At 36.4% G+C, this 17376-nt stretch carries 22 protein-coding genes; 9 read left to right on the forward strand and 13 right to left on the reverse strand.

Annotation, left to right across the window (positions count from 1 at the left end):
* Positions 1 to 8 precede the first annotated feature (8 nt).
* The 4 genes from ACM9HF_RS18595 (at position 9) to ACM9HF_RS18610 (ending at position 1891) form a co-directional block, all read left to right on the forward strand.
* Entirely contained in the window at positions 9 to 467 is a 459-nt protein-coding gene (locus ACM9HF_RS18595; protein WP_473612993.1) for a DUF2753 family protein, read from the forward strand.
* A 48-nt stretch (positions 468 to 515) separates the two neighbouring features.
* Positions 516 to 641 (forward strand): hypothetical protein, encoded by a 126-nt coding sequence (locus ACM9HF_RS18600; protein WP_473612997.1) that lies wholly within the window; start codon positions 516 to 518, stop codon positions 639 to 641.
* A gap of 49 nt (positions 642 to 690) precedes the next feature.
* A complete protein-coding gene (locus tag ACM9HF_RS18605) occupies positions 691 to 945 on the forward strand; it encodes a S24/S26 family peptidase (RefSeq protein WP_473613002.1) in 255 nt (84 codons plus the stop codon).
* A gap of 205 nt (positions 946 to 1150) precedes the next feature.
* Complete coding sequence (locus ACM9HF_RS18610) at positions 1151 to 1891, forward strand: substrate-binding periplasmic protein (protein WP_473613006.1); 741 nt, start codon at positions 1151 to 1153, stop codon at positions 1889 to 1891.
* Between the two features lie 515 nt (positions 1892 to 2406).
* On the opposite strand, the gene ACM9HF_RS18615 is transcribed toward ACM9HF_RS18610, so the two are convergent.
* Positions 2407 to 3738, reverse strand: coding sequence for an RICIN domain-containing protein (locus ACM9HF_RS18615; protein WP_473613009.1), 1332 nt, complete (start codon positions 3736 to 3738; stop codon positions 2407 to 2409).
* 162 nt (positions 3739 to 3900) lie between these two features.
* On the opposite strand from ACM9HF_RS18615, the gene ACM9HF_RS18620 reads away from it, so the two are divergent.
* Positions 3901 to 4170 carry a DUF6662 family protein gene (locus tag ACM9HF_RS18620; RefSeq protein ID WP_473613013.1) on the forward strand — a complete coding sequence of 90 codons (270 nt, stop codon included), beginning with the start codon at positions 3901 to 3903 and terminating at the stop codon, positions 4168 to 4170.
* Positions 4171 to 4290: 120 nt separating this feature from the next.
* On the forward strand, positions 4291 to 5184 hold the full coding sequence (locus ACM9HF_RS18625) for an FAD:protein FMN transferase (protein ID WP_473613017.1): 894 nt from the start codon (positions 4291 to 4293) through the stop codon (positions 5182 to 5184).
* Positions 5185 to 5695: 511 nt separating this feature from the next.
* Here the strand turns inward: ACM9HF_RS18625 and ACM9HF_RS18630 are convergent.
* Genes ACM9HF_RS18630 through ACM9HF_RS18645 form a run of 4 tightly spaced genes read right to left on the reverse strand, consistent with a single transcriptional unit; the run spans position 5696 to position 8259 of the window.
* Positions 5696 to 5944, reverse strand: coding sequence for a hypothetical protein (locus ACM9HF_RS18630; protein ID WP_473613020.1), 249 nt, complete (start codon positions 5942 to 5944; stop codon positions 5696 to 5698).
* Complete coding sequence (gene tadA / locus ACM9HF_RS18635) at positions 5931 to 6467, reverse strand: tRNA adenosine(34) deaminase TadA (RefSeq protein ID WP_473613024.1); 537 nt, start codon at positions 6465 to 6467, stop codon at positions 5931 to 5933. Before tadA ends, ACM9HF_RS18630 begins: the two co-directional genes overlap by 14 nt.
* Positions 6464 to 7618, reverse strand: a complete 1155-nt coding sequence (hemW, locus tag ACM9HF_RS18640; RefSeq protein WP_473613028.1) for a radical SAM family heme chaperone HemW — start codon at positions 7616 to 7618, stop codon at positions 6464 to 6466. Before hemW ends, tadA begins: the two co-directional genes overlap by 4 nt.
* Positions 7619 to 7653: 35 nt before the next feature.
* Positions 7654 to 8259 carry an XTP/dITP diphosphatase gene (locus ACM9HF_RS18645; RefSeq protein ID WP_473613031.1) on the reverse strand — a complete coding sequence of 202 codons (606 nt, stop codon included), beginning with the start codon at positions 8257 to 8259 and terminating at the stop codon, positions 7654 to 7656.
* A 109-nt stretch (positions 8260 to 8368) separates the two neighbouring features.
* Here ACM9HF_RS18645 and ACM9HF_RS18650 point away from each other — a divergent pair, with 109 nt between their 5' ends.
* Entirely contained in the window at positions 8369 to 9271 is a 903-nt protein-coding gene (locus ACM9HF_RS18650) for an EamA family transporter (protein WP_473613036.1), read from the forward strand.
* Positions 9272 to 9351: 80 nt separating this feature from the next.
* Here the strand turns inward: ACM9HF_RS18650 and ACM9HF_RS18655 are convergent, their stop codons facing one another.
* The 4 genes from ACM9HF_RS18655 to ACM9HF_RS18670 form a co-directional block, all read right to left on the reverse strand.
* Positions 9352 to 9789: a DUF4426 domain-containing protein gene (locus ACM9HF_RS18655; RefSeq protein WP_473613040.1), complete on the reverse strand. Its 438-nt coding sequence runs from the start codon at positions 9787 to 9789 to the stop codon at positions 9352 to 9354.
* Between the two features lie 73 nt (positions 9790 to 9862).
* A complete protein-coding gene (locus ACM9HF_RS18660) occupies positions 9863 to 10411 on the reverse strand; it encodes a YggT family protein (protein ID WP_473613044.1) in 549 nt (182 codons plus the stop codon).
* 38 nt (positions 10412 to 10449) lie between these two features.
* Positions 10450 to 11262 carry a pyrroline-5-carboxylate reductase gene (gene proC, locus ACM9HF_RS18665; protein ID WP_473613048.1) on the reverse strand — a complete coding sequence of 271 codons (813 nt, stop codon included), beginning with the start codon at positions 11260 to 11262 and terminating at the stop codon, positions 10450 to 10452.
* Positions 11263 to 11324: 62 nt separating this feature from the next.
* Positions 11325 to 12002 carry a YggS family pyridoxal phosphate-dependent enzyme gene (locus ACM9HF_RS18670; protein WP_473613052.1) on the reverse strand — a complete coding sequence of 226 codons (678 nt, stop codon included), beginning with the start codon at positions 12000 to 12002 and terminating at the stop codon, positions 11325 to 11327.
* A 71-nt stretch (positions 12003 to 12073) separates the two neighbouring features.
* Here ACM9HF_RS18670 and ACM9HF_RS18675 point away from each other — a divergent pair, with 71 nt between their 5' ends.
* Complete coding sequence (locus ACM9HF_RS18675; protein WP_473613056.1) at positions 12074 to 13120, forward strand: type IV pilus twitching motility protein PilT; 1047 nt, start codon at positions 12074 to 12076, stop codon at positions 13118 to 13120.
* Positions 13121 to 13158: 38 nt separating this feature from the next.
* Positions 13159 to 14289, forward strand: a complete 1131-nt coding sequence (locus tag ACM9HF_RS18680; protein ID WP_473613058.1) for a PilT/PilU family type 4a pilus ATPase — start codon at positions 13159 to 13161, stop codon at positions 14287 to 14289.
* Positions 14290 to 14360: 71 nt separating this feature from the next.
* Here ACM9HF_RS18680 and ruvX read toward each other — a convergent pair whose 3' ends face one another.
* From ruvX to rsmE, 4 genes are read right to left on the reverse strand one after another with little or no spacing between them, the layout of a single operon-like run.
* The gene (gene ruvX, locus ACM9HF_RS18685) at positions 14361 to 14801 is read right to left on the reverse strand and encodes a Holliday junction resolvase RuvX (RefSeq protein WP_473613059.1); all 441 of its coding nucleotides are present in this window, start codon (positions 14799 to 14801) and stop codon (positions 14361 to 14363) included.
* A 54-nt stretch (positions 14802 to 14855) separates the two neighbouring features.
* Positions 14856 to 15410 carry a YqgE/AlgH family protein gene (locus ACM9HF_RS18690; protein WP_473613060.1) on the reverse strand — a complete coding sequence of 185 codons (555 nt, stop codon included), beginning with the start codon at positions 15408 to 15410 and terminating at the stop codon, positions 14856 to 14858.
* A gap of 52 nt (positions 15411 to 15462) precedes the next feature.
* Positions 15463 to 16416 carry a glutathione synthase gene (gene gshB, locus ACM9HF_RS18695; protein WP_077338238.1) on the reverse strand — a complete coding sequence of 318 codons (954 nt, stop codon included), beginning with the start codon at positions 16414 to 16416 and terminating at the stop codon, positions 15463 to 15465.
* 33 nt (positions 16417 to 16449) lie between these two features.
* On the reverse strand, positions 16450 to 17211 hold the full coding sequence (gene rsmE / locus ACM9HF_RS18700; protein ID WP_473613061.1) for a 16S rRNA (uracil(1498)-N(3))-methyltransferase: 762 nt from the start codon (positions 17209 to 17211) through the stop codon (positions 16450 to 16452).
* Positions 17212 to 17376: the final 165 nt, after the last annotated feature.

The following is a 17376-nucleotide window of genomic DNA, read 5'->3' on the forward strand; positions in this document are numbered from 1 at the left end:
ATTCGCTAATGAAAACAAATGTAATTCAGCAATCAGAACCATTGCTTTGGCAAAGGTTACTAACCTTTGGAAATGAGTGTTATGAAAAACAAAATTGGTTACAAGCCGAATATTACTATAAAGAGGCTGAACTACAATTAGATTATTTATGGTCGGCAGACCCAACGAACATCAATTTATTAATGGCGTGGATATGTACTTTACATAACTTATCTACACTATTTGAACAACAGGGAGATAAGCAAATAGGGTTACGTTATTTGCTTATTCCGCATAATAGAATGCTTAACTTAACTCAAAGCAAACAAGCGACAGAAGACGTAAAGTTAATTGCCATTAAGGCCTTGAAATTAACTTTTCCTCCAATTCTGGTATTCAGTAAAAAGAATCCTATTTGTAATGATTGTATGCAATCAATCCAAGAGTTTAAGCAGAAACTCGAAAGCCAGCAAGAGGTAGTACATTAAGCGTTAATTATTGAAACACATTGTTTTAGTTACCACAGGAGAGTCATTATGTTTTATACGTTATTAGAATTATTAGATAAAAAATTAAATTTTGTCACAGTAGCTGCTAAACAAAAGGAACATACTGGCGACAACGGAAAACTAGCAAAAGCGATTTTAGATAAAGGAGCTTAATAATATGACGGTACTAGGATTTAAACTTTTAAAAGTAAAGGGACACAGTATGTTTCCTAAAGTGCCTCAGCACAGCTATATATTAATTAATCAGTGGTTTAATTTTTGGCGTGTAAAACCTAATCAAACTGTATTAATTAAGCATCAAACATTAGGGCTTATTATTAAAACGGTTGCACTAATTGACCGTTATGGTTTTATTTGGAGCAAAGGCGAGAATCCTTCAAGCCTAACGGTTGAGAGGATTGGCCCTGTAGATAAGCATCAAATATTAGGAAAAGTATTAATGATTATTAAACAGTAATTTTAGTTAAGTTAATCTATACTGAAGCTATTACAAAAAAGTGATAAAAGAGTAACTTCTTTGTATATTTTGAGCTATGTGTAGTTAAGGTTAATTTATCCGTATTTTTATATTCATGAGAAATCAGGCATACTACTTCAATGTTCAATAACTAAACGATAGTAAGTTGATTTTTAATTAGCTCTAGTAAAGGCTTGGAGATTTCATGAATACTCAATTACAGCGTATTTTATACGGTTTTCTTTTTATTTTCTTTCATGCTTGTAGTTATAGCCAAAATATTACTTTTTTAACTCATCAAATAGAGCCTTTTTCTTATTTAGAAGATGGTGAGCTAAAAGGACTTACCACAGAAATCATTAAAGAGATGATGAAAATCACTCAATATAATCACGATATTAAAGTATACCCATTTGCAAGAGGTTTATGGACTGTTCAAAATAAACCTAACTATGCAATGTATATTGTAGCCAGGCGTCCTGAAAGGGAAGGTACGGTAAAATGGGTAGGACCGTTGATATCCAGTGGTGTGTACTTCTATAAAAGAAAAGGCTCGAGTATTATGCCTTCAAGCTTAGATGAAATTAAAGAGTCTTTTTCAGTTGGTGTACATTTAGGAAATGCAGATCATAACTTTTTAAAAGCTCAAAACTTTAATAATATTGTACCTACAACAAAGCCATTTTATGCAATAAAAATGTTAATAAAAGATAGGGTGAATTTAGTTCCTATGAGTGAATTGACAGTACATAGCTTAGCAGAAAAAGAAAAAGCGAATATCGAACGCACCAACGTCAAATTATATAATTCAGACATATATCTGGTTTTTTCAAAAGAAACTCCAAATAATATAGTTGCTAATTGGCAAGCTGCATTAGATGAAATAAAATCGACAGATGTTTACGACAAGATTTATAAAAAATACTTACCACTTCCATCAAAATAAATAGTTGTAGCCTATCTTGCTCGTAGGCTTTATATCTATAGTATGCAGGATCTTGTTGGAGTTTTATGTGGCTAAGTACACAGAGACGCTCCAAATTATACCAAACGCATTAATGAATTGACTTACGTTAATAATTTGAATAATAAGTAACCTGAACTCGCCTGAATAAATCCTTCTCTAGTAGCTGTTTTTCCTAACTTCTGCGTTAAATTTACTTGCAATAGAGGAGTATTGACGCGAAATTTGCCTTGAATTAAGAAAAACTAGCAAGCTAGAGGCTCAATAAAACTATTTTTATTATATTTCAATTTGTTAAGAATCTCTTAAACCGAGTTCAGGTTAAGTAGTTAAAGAAATACTTTAAATTTGTTAGCTTTCATTTATTTAAATGGGTATAGATTAATTGAGTCATAGAACCTGTATAAGAAAAGGCTCTTGAATAAATTCAAGAGCCTTTATACCTAATTAAATATCTAATAGGTTGGTATGTTTAAATAAAGTACTTTATTTAAATATCAGTTTACAAACTTAAAGCGCTGATTGTCACCATTAAAGCAGTTCCACTGATTAAGTGCTGCGCCATTAACGGTTTGCTGACCTGCTATATCTAAACACTTGTCACTTGCTTTAGAGCGAATTTCATAATATCCATCGCCTTTGTCGGCTAGTTTCCATCGTTGGTTGTTATTACTGTGGTTACATACCCATTGATGAACTGTTGCGCCATCGGCAGTATTTCCGTCTTTTAATTCAACACATAAGCCACTTTGATTTGAGGTAATTGCATATTCACTATTACCTAGATCAGTCAACGTAAATTGTTGGTTAGCATTACTCGTATCACAGCCCCATTGTTGATATAGGCTACCATTATTTAATGCACCATTAGTAACATCTATACATTTTGTACTGTGTTTGGCTTGTATACTAGTAGTACCTGATGGAACACCAACTGAAACAGGTTTATAGACACGGATCCAGTCAACATACATTTTATTTTTACTTTCGTCAGCGAGATCTGCATCTGTTGCTATATTGTTAGCTGCAGAGCGCCAAGCATGATCTTCAGTATCAATAATGATGAATGCTTCTTGATCCATATTGTATTGGCTTTTATCTAGTATTGCTCCTGTGTAGTCTTTATCGGTCATAACTACTTGTGCCCATGAACCATCTGCAGTTTGCTGACCATCTATGTAAAAAGTGACCTCAGTCGGACTTTTCCAGTAAACACCAAAACGATGAAATTGTTCTCTCCAGTATGTACCTGAAGTAGGTGTAACATGAGTTTGATCGTTAAAGTCGCTGATAATTTCATTAGTTTGTTCATCACGCATAAATACGTGGAAATTGGTCGACATGTTTTGTGCAAACCATGTTTCTCTCGCGCCACCATAAACTTCCAATACGTCAATTTCACGTTCATCATTTTCACTAAGTAACCAAAAGTTAGATGACAATTCTAGGTTACTCACTTTGATATTAGCTTCTAAAAAAATAGGGTATTTAACTTTTGTTTTAGATGTAACTACACCAGCATTAACTTGATCTGTACCTGTGCGACGAGATGCACTGATAATTAAGTTACCATCCGCAACCCAAGATGAATCTTGTTGCCAATAGGTTAGCCCTGGACCTGTCCAAGCATTAAAGTAAGTATCATTCCATTTATCTGTAAAAGTACTTGGTTTTCCTGTGTAATCAAATGAATCAGAGTAGTTTCCTTGCAACTCCCACGTTTTGCCATCGCCTGCTGCTACTGGTAGTGGGATCGTGTCCCAATCTGCTGCATTAATAGAAAATGAAGCGAGCATTATTCCTGATAGTAAAACAGTCCTTTTTTTCATAATAATTCCTTGTTTAGTCTATAAATAAAGTTTATATAATTTTTTGTACATTATGTACACACACAATATATTGTTAACTGTTAACATTGGTCAAGCTGTTCATTAATACAGTAATGATAATGATTTTTATTTGCGTTGGTTGTTTTAGCAATGTTTAGCTTAATGACTACATCAGCATGGGCTGGTGAAAATTATGGGGCAAAGGTTGTAAATACACGTCCACAAGATAGCTACGAATTCAAACTTTCAGGTACTATTCGTTTAGACAAAAATAAATGTGACCATTACAGCTTTCACTGTATTCATCCTGAAATCGAATATGGCATAACCAAAAAGCTAATTATTGGTGTTGAAGCTCTCACTTACCGAAAAGCTATGGTCGTCAAATTATGCCCCCTAAATGGCGTATATAATTTCATGGAAAAACAGTAGTGAATTTTTGAAACTAGATAAGCAGATTAAAAATATATCAGGTGCTACACTATCGTGCAGCGATGTAACTGATAGCATTAATCGATTAAAGGAAATCTGGAAGCAAGTGCTTAAATTATTGTGACACTAAATCAATTAGAAAAACGTAAAACATTACTTGGAACCTTAGTTGACATAGAATTAAGGGGAGAAGTCGCAGACGATGAACTTACTGCATTGTCTGAAGTAATATTTAATGAAATTGAACGAGTTCATCATACATTGAGTTTCCACAGTGAAACGAGCGAACTCTCATTTTTAAATCGACAAGCATTAAGTTTAGCTAATCGGTTTGATCCGAATAATCAAACTTTATCAATCGCTATATCCAAAGATTTGAATAAAGTACTGTCTTTTGCACTTCAGCTAAATAAATTTACCCGTGGTTTATACGATGTAACCGTTGCGCCTAGTTTAATTTTAAATAAGCAATTGCCTAATCATTTATCGTTAAATGTAACAAGCCAAAATTGCACCTTAGCTTTTGGTAACAGCAGTAATATGAGTTGTAATGAAAGTGTGGTGCATATTGATAAACCTTTATGTATCGACTTAGGTGGAATAGCCAAAGGTTATGCGCTTGATTGCGCGTTAAGTAAAGTACCTGCACACATTTATTGTCGTATTAACGCAGGAGGCGACCTAGCAATAAACCAGTGGAAAAATGAAGAAGTTGCACTGCAATACAATAAACGTAGTACGGCATTAAGAAGTGTAAAAATGCAAAATAGTGCGTTAGCTACATCAGGTAATTATCACCGAGAAAATAAGTCAGCTATTATTCAGCCTTCAACAGGGAAGCACGTTAAGTTTAAAGGCAGTATGTCGGTGTTCTCTTCTCAAGCTATGTTGTCAGACGCTTTAACAAAAGCGATGATTTTATCGTCGCGTTCTCAAAAGCGGAAAATGGCTAAATATTATAATGCCCAAGCGATAAAAATTAATCGTTTGGGTTTTGTTAAACTTTACTATTAAGGGGTTTTATTGTTTTCGGATTTATCCAAACCTTACATGTAACTTTTTTCTTACTTAACCTCAATTCGGGTTAATGAATGTTAGCGAATGATTTAAAATCGTTATTTATCAAAAACTTAATGCGCACCATTATTTTCCTAAGCTATATTAGTCTCTCAACATTGATATTTTTGTGTATAACAAGGCGAATTTTTCTATCTAATAGCTGGCTATTAGTAATAAATTCAACGAAGTTAGGCGTAAAAATAGCTTGTTGAGTAACTTTGCTTATCCCGAGCTGAGGTTAATTAACCTGAGTTCGGTTTAAGAAGTATTTAATTCATCGAAAAATTAAAATCTTATCCCGCTTCTAGCTTGATATTTTTACTTAATTCAAGGCAAATTTACGCGTCAATACTCCCCTATTGCAAGTGAATTTAACGCCGAAGTCAGTAAAAATAGCTGCTAGAAGAATATTTATTAAGCCGAGTTCAGGTTGCTTAAATTTCAAAAGTTCTAGTAGTGAATTGTTTTAGTCTTGTTCAATTGACCTGTTAGCCATTTCTTCAGGAAGTATCTGTTCTAATTTCAAGTCATATTGCTCTTCATTGTTTTGATACTCTTCTTTTAAATATTCAAAAAATTGAGTTAAATGAACATAATGTTCTTCATAATCATCACGATCTCGTAATTTCTCACTTTTTAATAATTGTTCATTATATAAAGCGGAGTCTCGTATAGCAGATAAAAGCGTAGGAATATATGCTTTAGGTATTTTCATTATCTATCTTATCTTGCTTCTTTTTCGCCTTTATCTCTGCACGTCTTCGTTTAAAAAAAGCAGACAGCAGGGCGCTGCATTGTTCTGCTAACACGCCTTTTGTGGTTTCTATTTTATGATTATGCTTTTCATGATCTACCAAGTTAAACGCGCTACCAGCTGCACCTGTTTTTAGATCGTTGGCTGCAAAGACTAAGCGTTTTATTCTGCTGTGTACCAATAAACCAGCACACATAGGGCAAGGTTCAAGAGTCACGTACAAAGTACAGTCAATTAAGCGGTAGTTTTGTAGAGCTTGGCCTGCTTGTTTTATGGCGAGCATTTCAGCATGGGCTGACGGATCGTTTAAGGTGATTGACTGATTAAAACCTTCGCCAATAATTTTACCGTCGGCTACAACTACAGCACCTACAGGAATTTCGTTAATCTGCTCTGCCTGTTGTGCTAGCTCGTAAGCGCGCTGCATAAACTTGATGTCAGGTTCGTGTTGATCTTGCTTGTTATGGGTGACTTTTGCTGTCATAAAAACATCTCAAGTAGGTCGTTTAAATAACGGTGCCCAAGTAAGGTGACTTGCCATGTGGTGCTGTCTTCATTTGGGCTTTGTACTAAACCTTTTTGCTGAGCATTGTTTAGTATAGGTAATACGGTGTTTCGGTTTAAACCGGTATAAGCTTCAAAATCGTCTAAGCTGAATTCTGCACACAATCTAAGTACATTCATCATGTATTCGAAAGGCAGTTCGCTTTTATCAACCGGATTTAGGTGGTCTAAATGTTCGCGCTCTTTATCTAAATAGCCTTTAGGGTGCTTTACTTTTACGGTGCGAAATATTTGTTGCTGCTCGATATCAGTAATTTTACCGTGTGAGCCACAGCCAATACCTAAATAATCGCCAAATCGCCAATAGTTAAGATTATGTTTACATTGGTATTCTGGTTTGCTGTACGCTGATATTTCGTATTGTTTGTAACCTGCATCTTCAAGCAGTTTGACGCCTTGGTCTTGAATATCCCATAAAGTTTCGTCAGCCGGTAAAGTAGGGGGCTTTGAATGAAATGGTGTATTAGGTTCAATGGTTAATTGATACCAAGATAAATGAGTAGGATTTAAATCTATAGCGGTTTTTAAGTCGTCTAAAGCGTTGTCTAACGATTGATTAGGTAAACCGTGCATTAGGTCTAAATTAAAACTTTTTACGCCACAAGTTGTGGCAAGTTCTGCGGCACTTTTAGCTTGTTGGCTATCGTGTATTCTTCCCAGTTTTATCAGTTTGTCTGACTCAAAACTTTGCACACCTATAGATAAGCGTGAAACCCCTGCGTTAAAAAAGCCAATAAACTTGTCGGCTTCTACTGTGCCAGGGTTGGCTTCTAAGGTTATTTCAATGTTTGCGTCGTGTGTAAATCTTGATAACACTTGCTCTAACATTGATTTAATTGCTGGCGCTGAAAATAAGCTGGGTGTACCACCACCAATAAATATGGTGTGCAGTGGTCTGTCGCTTAAGCTAAAACGTTTTATGTCGGCGTCTAAATCTTGTATGAGTTGCTCTACATATTCGGCTTCAGGAATTTCATTTTTTAGTGCATGAGAATTGAAGTCGCAGTACGGACATTTTTGTACGCACCATGGAATATGAATATATAACGATAACGGTGGAGCTTTAAGCACAGAGAAATTTCCTGATAGGTATTAAATTGATTAAGTTATTTGGCTTGGTGCTTTGCTGCTAGCTCTTTTACCAATATAGCAAGTGCTTTTCCACGGTGGCTTAATTGATTTTTTAATTCACGCGGAAGTTGGGCCGAGGTCATTTTATGATCTTCTTGCCAAAAAACAGGATCGTAACCAAAACCTTGTTCACCTAATTTTTCGGTGATTATGCTACCTTCCCAAACACCATGACAAATAATAGGCGTAGGATCGTTAGCGTGTTCCATATATACCAATACACAATGAAAACGTGCGCTGCGCTCAGCTGTAGGTACGTTTAATAAAGCTTTTAATAGTTTGTTGGTGTTGTCGCTGTCGGTAGCATTTTCACCTGCGTAACGTGCTGAATATACACCGGGTTCACCATTTAATGCGTCAACTTCTAATCCAGAGTCGTCTGCAATAGCCGGTAAACCTGTAATTTTGGCGGCATGACGCGCTTTTATGATGGCGTTTTCAACAAATGTTGTACCTGTTTCAGGTACTTCAGGTACATTAAAATCACTTTGAGGCACTATCTCAATAGTGTGTTGTGCTAGTAAACTAGAAAGCTCTTTTACTTTACCCTGATTACCTGTTGCTAAAACAACTGTAGACATGCTTTTACCTTTGAACTGTGTAGTGTTTTTTAGTTGCATGGATCATACAATATAATCCTAACCATGTATTGAATTAGCTCCACCTTTTCATCTTTTCATAAGGACTGACATGTCATTTAAAGACACCCTATTAGGTTTACTCATTATTATTATTTGGGGCATTAACTTTGTAGTTATTGCTTGGGGTCTTGATGGATTACCGCCATTATTAATGGGCGCTTTACGTTTTGCTTTAGTATTTTCTGTTGGCTTTTTATTTGTTAAAAAACCTAATATTCCGCTTAAATGGCTGGCCGCTTATGGGCTTGTTATTAGTTTTGGTCAGTTTGCTTTTTTGTTTAGTGCTATGTCGTTGGGGATGCCAGCGGGATTAGCGTCTTTAGTGTTGCAATCGCAAGCATTATTTACGTTGATTTTTGCGGCGTTGTTATTAAAAGAGCAAGTTAAGTTTGCTCAAATATTAGCAATGTTAGTTGCTGGCTTAGGGCTGTATACTATAGCGAGTACGGGGGAAGATACAACAATGACAGGTATAGGCTTTATGTTAACTATCATGGGCGCGTCTTGCTGGGCGCTAGGTAATATTGTTAACCGTGTTATTAATAAACGAGGGTTTAAACCCGGAGTAGATTTAGTCATATGGTCGGCTTGGATACCGGTTATTCCTTTTGCTATATCAAGCTATTTTATTGAAGGGCCTGATTTAATTATTGAAAGCTTAATTGGTTTTAATTGGGTGTCGTTTTTGTCTTTAGCTTATTTAGCTGTTGCTGCATCAATTGTTGGCTATAGCTTATGGAGCCATTTACTTGGGCAATATCCAGCGGCACAAGTTGCCCCTTTAACTTTAGGTGTGCCTATTGTAGGTATTACTGCGTCGGCTTTTTTCTTGAATGAAACTATTTCTACAACACAGTGGGTAGGGAGTGCTTTGGTGTTATTTGGATTAGTGATTAATGCGTTTGGTGAGAAACTAACGGTAAAGTTAGGGTTAAAAAAAGCGAGAATTTAATATTCTACTTTTAAACATGTAATAAAAAAGGAGAGATATACAGGTTATATATTTCTCCTTTTTTATTGTGATATCAGCCTTTAATCTACATAAAATTTTTGTTTAAACTTGAATGACTTATTACCTGTGCCGTCATTTATCGTAACATCAAAGTAGTAGGTTTCTTCATCTGAGTAGGTGACTTGAGCTAAATAGTAAATTGCATCGCCTTCGGTAACTTCTTCAAACTCTAAAGTTTTAATTTGGCCTAGATCATTTCGAGCTTTAGCTGTAATAACCACATGTTTAGCGGGTTTACCTTCTTTACTATTATCGAGAACAGATATATTAATTACACCATTATATCGACTACGTTCAATACCATAAGCTTTAGCTATTTTAGGTGTTAAAAACGTGGCACCAAAAGCCATGTAATGCACGTCTAAATGTTCTAATTTCTTCATGTTTTCAGCATGTGCATTAAGCATAAATACTGAAGTGATGATTAATATTGATAAGCGCTGTATTAATTTTTTCATAAATGATTCCTAAAGCAGAAGGTTAAATTATTATTTAACCTTTATGTCGCCAGTCTACTTTTGTTAATAAAAGTTAAAGCATTGCCCAGTATGGGATCCAACCTGATAGTAATATATTAATAACATTCAATAATAAAAATGCGGCTAATATTGATAAATCTAAGCCGCCGATAACCGGTACTATGTTACGAATAGGTCGTAATACCGGATCTGTAAGTTGCTGGAAGATAACTTGTGTTGGATTATAACCTTGTACCACCCAACTCATTAACGCCATAATTAACATGATGATAAACAATAAAACGCCTGTTTGTTTTATTAAATATAACGCGCCTAAAATTAAAGCGGTTACAATATTAATACCTGCGCCATTTATTAAAGGAATTAAAACAAATTTTAATGATGCTACGATAAAAGCTAACACGATTGTCGCAACGTCTACACCACCAAACCCTGGTATAATTTTACGAAAAGGGATAACTAATGGGTTACTTACTTTTACTACAAATTGGCTAAGTGGGTTGTAAAAGTCGGCACGTACAAGTTGTAACCAAACACGCACGATTAAAATCATGAGTATTGTGTCGAATGCAAAGTCGAGTAAAAAGTTAATTGCTTGCATTTATTTCTCCGGTAAAAGTCATTTAAATAAATTGATGGTTATGAGTTAGCAAGCTCTTGAGCTCTGGTTATTGCGGCGTTCATCGCTGTTGCTACAAGTTCTGGTAATTTACCTTCAGTAAATTGTAGAAGTGCTGCCTGCGTAGTGCCACCTTTAGAGGTAACATTGGTGCGAAGCTGGCCAATTTCAACCTCAGGGTTATTAACTACCATGCTTGCAGCGCCTATTGCGGTTTGTTGTACCAGTAGTCTACTTTCTTCTGCGGAAAAACCTAGTGCTTTCGCTTGTTGTTCCATGGCTTCCATAAATAAGAAAAAATAAGCAGGGCCTGAACCTGAAACTGCGGTTACTTTATCTATACCTGCTTCGTTTTCAAGCCAAATGTATTGACCCGTACAAGCTATAATTTTTTCAACATTGGCTTTTTGTTCGGTAGTTACAAATTCATTGGCGAATATACCTGTCATGCCTAAACCAACTTGAGCTGGCGTATTTGGCATAGTGCGCACAATCGCTGTGTTTGCCTGTAAAGCTTGTTGAATATTTTTAAGTAAACATCCTGCGGCAACTGAAACAAAGCATTTATTTTCAATATTCACGTTATCTGCAATGTTTTTACATACTTCAACAATAAGGTGAGGTTTTACACCCAAAATAATCGTGTCGGCAAAAGCGACGGCTTCAAGGTTGTCAGCGGTATTTAAAATATTGTACTGCTTGGAAAGTGCTTCACGTTTTGCCGGTGAAGGATTGGTGACCATAATGTTTTTAGGGTCGATGCCGTTTTTTACTAAACCGCCAATGATGGCACCATTCATATTACCTGCACCAATAAATGCTATTTTTGTCATTACTGTTCCTGTTATTAATTTTAAATTGTTAAGGCTGCTAAGGTAGTTAACCTGAACTGAGGCTATTTATCTCTAGCGCCAAATATTGCCGTACCTACACGTACCATGGTTGAACCAGACATTATCGCTTGCTGCATATCATCAGACATTCCCATTGATAAGGTATCTATTTGAGGATAGGTTTGTTGTAGGTTTAAAAAAAGTCGCTGCATTTCATCAAACGTTTCGCTTGAAGCATTTTTTTCAGGTATTGCCATAAGGCCTCGTAAGGTTAAATTATCGCAATTGTTAACAAATTGAGCTAACTCTGGTAAATCGTTTGTTAATACTCCCGACTTACTGTTTTCATTACTAATATTGATTTGTAAACAAACGTTTAGTGGGGTATCTTGATGACTTCTCTGTTCGTTCAGTCGGCTGGCTATTTTGATACGGTCGACCCCATGAACCCATGAGAAATTTTCGGCAATTTGTCGGGTTTTATTCGATTGAATAGGGCCTATAAAGTGCCAACAAATATCAGATAAATGTGAGAGCTGTGCTATTTTTTCTACGGATTCTTGTACATAGCTTTCACCAAAATCTCGTTGTCCTGCTTCATAAGCCTGTTCAATGAGTTCATTAGGTTTAGTTTTGCTTACAGCAAGTAAAGTCACTTCGTGAGACTTACGGTTTGATAGATTACATGCTTGAGAAATTTGCGCTTCAATCGCAGCGATATTATCTTTAATGAGTGTCATATAAATTGTTTCAAATATTTAATTTAATTATTCGAGCAACGCTTCGAATTATTTATAGCTAAGAGGTCTGTATGGATATTACCGAATTACTTGCATTTAGTGTTGAAAATAATGCATCAGATTTACATTTATCAACGGGTACGCCACCTTCAATTCGTGTTGACGGTGATGTAAGAAAGCTAAATATACCGGCCTTTGATGCCGCAGACGTTAACGCGTTAGTTTATGATATTATGAACGACAAACAACGCAAAGACTACGAAGAAAAGCTAGAAGTCGATTTTTCATTCGAAGTGCCAAATTTAGCACGTTTCAGGGTAAATGCTTTTCACCAAAACCGTGGGCCTGCCGCTGTATTTCGTACCATTCCAAGTAAAATTCTTTCTTTAGATGATTTAGGTTGTCCTGATATTTTCCGAGATATTGCTGATACGCCTCGTGGTTTAGTATTAGTTACAGGGCCAACTGGTTCGGGTAAGTCTACTACGCTAGCGGCAATGGTTGACTACATTAATGGTAGCAAACATGATCATATTCTTACCATTGAAGATCCAATAGAATTCGTACACGAAAACAAAATGTGTTTGATTAACCAACGTGAAGTTCATCGCGATACCTTAAGTTTTGAAGCTGCACTACGTTCTGCATTACGTGAAGATCCTGATGTTATTCTTGTTGGTGAAATGCGTGATTTAGAAACTATTCGATTAGCCATGACCGCAGCAGAAACAGGTCATTTAGTTTTCGGTACCTTGCATACAACGTCTGCACCTAAAACCATTGACCGTATTATTGATGTATTTCCAGGTGAAGAAAAATCTATGGTGCGTTCAATGTTATCTGAATCTTTACGCGCTGTTATTTCACAAACTCTTATCAAAAAAGTAGGCGGTGGCCGAGTAGCTGCTCATGAAATTATGATTGGTGTTCCTGCTATTCGTAACTTGATCCGTGAAGATAAAATTGCGCAAATGTATTCAGCAATTCAAACGGGTATGTCGCACGGCATGCAAACCATGGATCAATGTTTACAAAACTTAGTGAGCCGTGGATTAATTACACGTGAAGCAGCAAGAGAAAAAGCGGCAGACAAAAATCAATTTTCACAAGGTTATTAATCTGAGTGATCACTAAACGAATGAACTAGGGCGTTTAAATGAATTTTAATCAATTATTATCAAAAATGGTCGCTTCAGATGCGTCTGATATGTTTGTTACCGCTAAATTACCTGTTAGTGCAAAAATTAATGGTGAGTTAGTACCTATTGATGAGCATGTATTAACGGCGGCTGAATCGTTAGGCTTAGTTCACGATGCTATGACAGATAAAAACAAACGCATATTTGAAGAAGAGAAAGAGTGTAACTTTGCTATTTCTATCGACAGTATTGGTCGTTTCCGTGTATCAGCATTTTGGCAACGTGATATGGCAGGTATGGTTGTACGTAGAATTGTAACCGATATACCAGAAGCTGATGATTTAGGTTTACCGTCTGTTTTAAAAGATGTGGTTATGTCTAAACGTGGCTTGGTGCTATTTGTTGGTGGTACAGGTACAGGTAAATCAACTTCAATGGCGGCGTTAATTGGCTATCGTAACAAAAACTCTCACGGTCATATTTTAACGATAGAAGATCCTGTGGAATTTGTTCACGAACACCAAAAATGTATGGTAACTCAGCGTGAAGTAGGGCTTGATACAGAAAGCTTTGATGCTGCACTTAAAAGTTCATTACGACAAGCACCTGACGTTATTTTGATTGGTGAAATTCGTAACCGAGAAACTATGGAGCACGCGTTAAGTTTTGCTGAAACAGGGCATTTATGTATTGCAACTCTGCATGCTAACAACGCTAACCAAGCGATTGACCGTATTATGCATTTAGTGCCTGCTGATCAACATAGCAAGTTACTCTTTGATTTAGCTTTAAACTTACGTGGTATTATTGCACAACAACTCATTCCTACTACCGATGGTAATGGGCGTGTAGCGGCAATTGAAATATTATTAAACTCGCCATTTATTGCTGAACTTATCAAAAAAGGTGATATAGGTGGTATTAAAGAGGTGATGCAAAAGTCTAAAGAATTAGGTATGCAGACTTTCGACCAAGCATTATTTGATTTATACCAAGCGGGACAAATTAACTACGCTGATGCATTGCATCATGCCGATTCACCAAATGATTTACGCTTAATGATCAAATTACGCAGTAATGATCAAGGGGGATCAGGTGCACTTGCTGGCGTAACTTTAGCAGGATTAGAGCCTGAAGATGATTTTTAGGTAGATTGTCTAATAAAGCAAAGGGATCGTTTAGATCCCTTTTTTATTAAATTTTCTGTAACTTACTTGAACTACCCATACATAGATTCAAAATAGCTTTCGATAATAAGCTTAGCTGATTCTGCATCGATATTATCTTTCTTAAGGTTTTTATAGCCACCTCGAGCAAAAAGCTGCTCTTTAGCATCTGCTGTGGTTAAACGTTCGTCTTGATATTCAACAGTTATGCCAAATTTTCCAAACACTCGTCTACCAAACTTTTTAGCATCAAGGGTAAGTTGTTGCTCTGATCCATCCATATTTAGCGGTAAGCCAACTACAATGTAATCAGGCTGCCATTCTTTTAAATATTGATTAATATTATCCCAATTAGGAATTCCATCGTTGGCTTTTACACTGCCTAGTGGGCTTGCACTTCCTGTTATTTCTTGTCCTACAGCAACACCGATATATTTTTTGCCGAAGTCAAAACCAATAACTGTGCGTTGACCAATAGGGTTGTTCTTTGCCATAAATGTTCATTTCCAAAGGGTATGTTATTTTGTGAAGGAGGCTATCGCAATTTTTTATGCGTGACCTACATCGTTTGAAAGGTGAGCGATATCTATACCAAGTTTTTCAGTAGCTTTTTTCCAGCGTTGTTCAATAGGAGTATTAAATAAAATATCGTTATCGGCATCTATGGTTAGCCAAGAGTTTTCTTTTATTTCTTCTTCTAATTGCCCTGGGCTCCAGCCAGCATAACCTAAAGTGACTAAAAACTTTTCTGGTGCACTTTCAGTCCCTAAAGCCATAAGTATATCTTTAGAAGTGGTGATCATTACGTCGCTACTTAGCGCTAAAGAGCTTTGCCAGCCTTTTTGTGGGCTATGTAATACAAAGCCTCGTTGTGTCGATACTGGGCCGCCAGTGAGGACTTTTTGATTCATTACAGGGTTTGATTCAACATCTGCCTCAATATGTTCTAGTAATTCGTTTAAGGTCATATTTATTGGCAAGTTGATAATTAGCCCCATCGCGCCTTCATCATTGTGTTCGCATACATAAATAACGCTTCTATTAAAATAAGAATCGTTTAATGCGGGCATTGCAATAAGGAGTTGGTTTTCAAAATTAATCATAGTGTTAACTTATCTTTTTGTTAGTCGCGTAGAGCTATTTTTTCTATTAAAGTTACTTAGTTCGAATGTTTTCTTCAATAGCATCCATTAATTTACCACTAATATTAATTGGGTAAGCGGCTTCTATTTCTCGAATACATGTTGGGCTAGTTACGTTTATTTCTGTTACTTTATCACCTATTACATCTAAACCAACAAAGTATAACCCGCGCTTCTTCAATTCAGGGCCAATCGTATCTGCAATGAGTTTATCTGTTGGGCTTAGTGGGCGAGCTTCACCGCGTCCGCCTGCGGCTAAATTACCACGAGTTTCACCTTGTGCTGGAATACGCGCTAAGCAGTAAGGCATAGGTTCACCGTTTACAATAAGAATACGTTTGTCGCCGTCGGTAATTTGCGGCATGTATTCTTGCACCATAGCATATTGGCTACCGTGGTTAGTGAGTGTTTCAAGTATTACACCTACGTTAGGATCGTTAGGACCAATCCTGAAAATAGATGATCCGCCCATGCCGTCAAGCGGCTTGATGATGATGTCTTTTTCTTCTTGATGAAAATCACGAATTAACTTGCTGCTGCGGGTAACTAAGGTTCTAGGCGTTAAATCAGCAAACCATGCGGTAAATAGTTTTTCGTTACAGTCGCGTAAACTTTGTGGCTTATTAACAATAAGTGTACCTTCAACTTCAGCTCTTTCAAGCATGTAAGTAGCATAAATAAACTCAGTATCAAACGGAGGATCTTTACGCATCAATACTGCGTCTAGTTCACTTACGGCAATATCTTTAGCTTCTTCTAAATCATACCAGTGCTCAGGGTTATCATATACTTTAACTATGCTTGCTGAAGCGCGACATTGACCACGGTCTAGATAGAGGTCATTCATTTCCATGTAATAAATTTCGTAACCGCGTTTTTGAGCTTCAAACATCATCGCCATTGATGAATCTTTTTTCACATTAACCTGCGAAATAGGATCCATTACTATGCCAAGTTTTATTGTCATTTTACTTCCTAATTTAATTCGTTATTTATAACTTTATTTGATGTCGCCGTAACGACATTGTAAAGCGGTAATAGCTGTTAAAGCTGCTGTTTCTGTTCTTAGTACACGCGGCCCAAGTAATACATCAATAAAGCCTGAGTCGTTTGCTTGCGTAATTTCATCATCATTCAAGCCACCTTCAGGACCAATTAATAACCTCACACGGTCATTATTATTGGGTAAGTTCATAATGGAGTGTTGAGCTTTGGGATGCAAATTTAGCTTTAAGGCTGAAGTTTCTTGGGCTAACCATTCATTTAATTGAACAGCTGGCTTAACAATAGGAACAACACAACGACCACTTTGTTCACATGCACTAACTACTATTTTTTGCCACTGATCTATTTTTTTTTGTAATCGTTCGCCGTTAAGCTTTACTCCACATCGTTCAGTAAAAAGTGGGGTAATGGTATTTACGCCCAGCTCAACTGATTTCTGTAAGGTAAAATCCATACGGTCACCTCGTGAAACACCTTGACCAAGATGAATGTTAAGAGGGGATTCTACTGACTTTTCGATAAAGCTTTTAATCAACACTTGAGCACTTTTTTTGCTTACATTAACAAGTTCACCTTCATAGTCGCCATATTTAGCAGGGCTGCTATCATCACTCGGGTTTATACTATTAAACAGAGTGACACTATCGCCATTTTGTAAACGCAGTACACGAACGGTATGACCAAAAGCGTCATCGTTTAAGTCAACGGTTTCGCCAATATTAAGAGGCGTATTTTGATAAATTCTAGGGTTTCGCATGTTTATATTTATACTCAAGAGGTACTGTATTCGACAGTGAATTTACGTAATTACTTTCATTTACTTTAACTAAAAATAATTGATGTAACCAAGATAGGGGCAAAAAGGCTTTTTTTCAATGAAGAACTGTAGGAAATAGCTGAGAAAAGAGAAGGTATCCTCATA

The sequence above is a fragment of the Colwellia sp. RE-S-Sl-9 genome, from assembly GCF_048296855.1.
Classification (GTDB): domain Bacteria; phylum Pseudomonadota; class Gammaproteobacteria; order Enterobacterales; family Alteromonadaceae; genus Pseudocolwellia.

Excerpts from the sequence above, each read along its gene's own strand:
- ACM9HF_RS18595 (WP_473612993.1), top strand. The coding sequence starts at position 9 with ATGAAAACAAATGTAATTCAGCAATCAGAACCATTGCTTTGGCAAAGG.
- ACM9HF_RS18600 (WP_473612997.1), top strand. The coding sequence starts at position 516 with ATGTTTTATACGTTATTAGAATTATTAGATAAAAAATTAAATTTTGTC.
- ACM9HF_RS18605 (WP_473613002.1), top strand. The coding sequence starts at position 691 with ATGTTTCCTAAAGTGCCTCAGCACAGCTATATATTAATTAATCAGTGG.
- ACM9HF_RS18610 (WP_473613006.1), top strand. The coding sequence starts at position 1,151 with ATGAATACTCAATTACAGCGTATTTTATACGGTTTTCTTTTTATTTTC.
- ACM9HF_RS18615 (WP_473613009.1), bottom strand. The coding sequence starts at position 3,738 with ATGAAAAAAAGGACTGTTTTACTATCAGGAATAATGCTCGCTTCATTT.
- ACM9HF_RS18620 (WP_473613013.1), top strand. The coding sequence starts at position 3,901 with ATGACTACATCAGCATGGGCTGGTGAAAATTATGGGGCAAAGGTTGTA.
- ACM9HF_RS18630 (WP_473613020.1), bottom strand. The coding sequence starts at position 5,944 with ATGAAAATACCTAAAGCATATATTCCTACGCTTTTATCTGCTATACGA.
- tadA (WP_473613024.1), bottom strand. The coding sequence starts at position 6,467 with ATGACAGCAAAAGTCACCCATAACAAGCAAGATCAACACGAACCTGAC.
- ACM9HF_RS18645 (WP_473613031.1), bottom strand. The coding sequence starts at position 8,259 with ATGTCTACAGTTGTTTTAGCAACAGGTAATCAGGGTAAAGTAAAAGAG.
- ACM9HF_RS18650 (WP_473613036.1), top strand. The coding sequence starts at position 8,369 with ATGTCATTTAAAGACACCCTATTAGGTTTACTCATTATTATTATTTGG.
- ACM9HF_RS18655 (WP_473613040.1), bottom strand. The coding sequence starts at position 9,789 with ATGAAAAAATTAATACAGCGCTTATCAATATTAATCATCACTTCAGTA.
- ACM9HF_RS18660 (WP_473613044.1), bottom strand. The coding sequence starts at position 10,411 with ATGCAAGCAATTAACTTTTTACTCGACTTTGCATTCGACACAATACTC.
- proC (WP_473613048.1), bottom strand. The coding sequence starts at position 11,262 with ATGACAAAAATAGCATTTATTGGTGCAGGTAATATGAATGGTGCCATC.
- ACM9HF_RS18670 (WP_473613052.1), bottom strand. The coding sequence starts at position 12,002 with ATGACACTCATTAAAGATAATATCGCTGCGATTGAAGCGCAAATTTCT.
- ACM9HF_RS18675 (WP_473613056.1), top strand. The coding sequence starts at position 12,074 with ATGGATATTACCGAATTACTTGCATTTAGTGTTGAAAATAATGCATCA.
- ACM9HF_RS18680 (WP_473613058.1), top strand. The coding sequence starts at position 13,159 with ATGAATTTTAATCAATTATTATCAAAAATGGTCGCTTCAGATGCGTCT.
- ruvX (WP_473613059.1), bottom strand. The coding sequence starts at position 14,801 with ATGGCAAAGAACAACCCTATTGGTCAACGCACAGTTATTGGTTTTGAC.
- ACM9HF_RS18690 (WP_473613060.1), bottom strand. The coding sequence starts at position 15,410 with ATGATTAATTTTGAAAACCAACTCCTTATTGCAATGCCCGCATTAAAC.
- gshB (WP_077338238.1), bottom strand. The coding sequence starts at position 16,416 with ATGACAATAAAACTTGGCATAGTAATGGATCCTATTTCGCAGGTTAAT.
- rsmE (WP_473613061.1), bottom strand. The coding sequence starts at position 17,211 with ATGCGAAACCCTAGAATTTATCAAAATACGCCTCTTAATATTGGCGAA.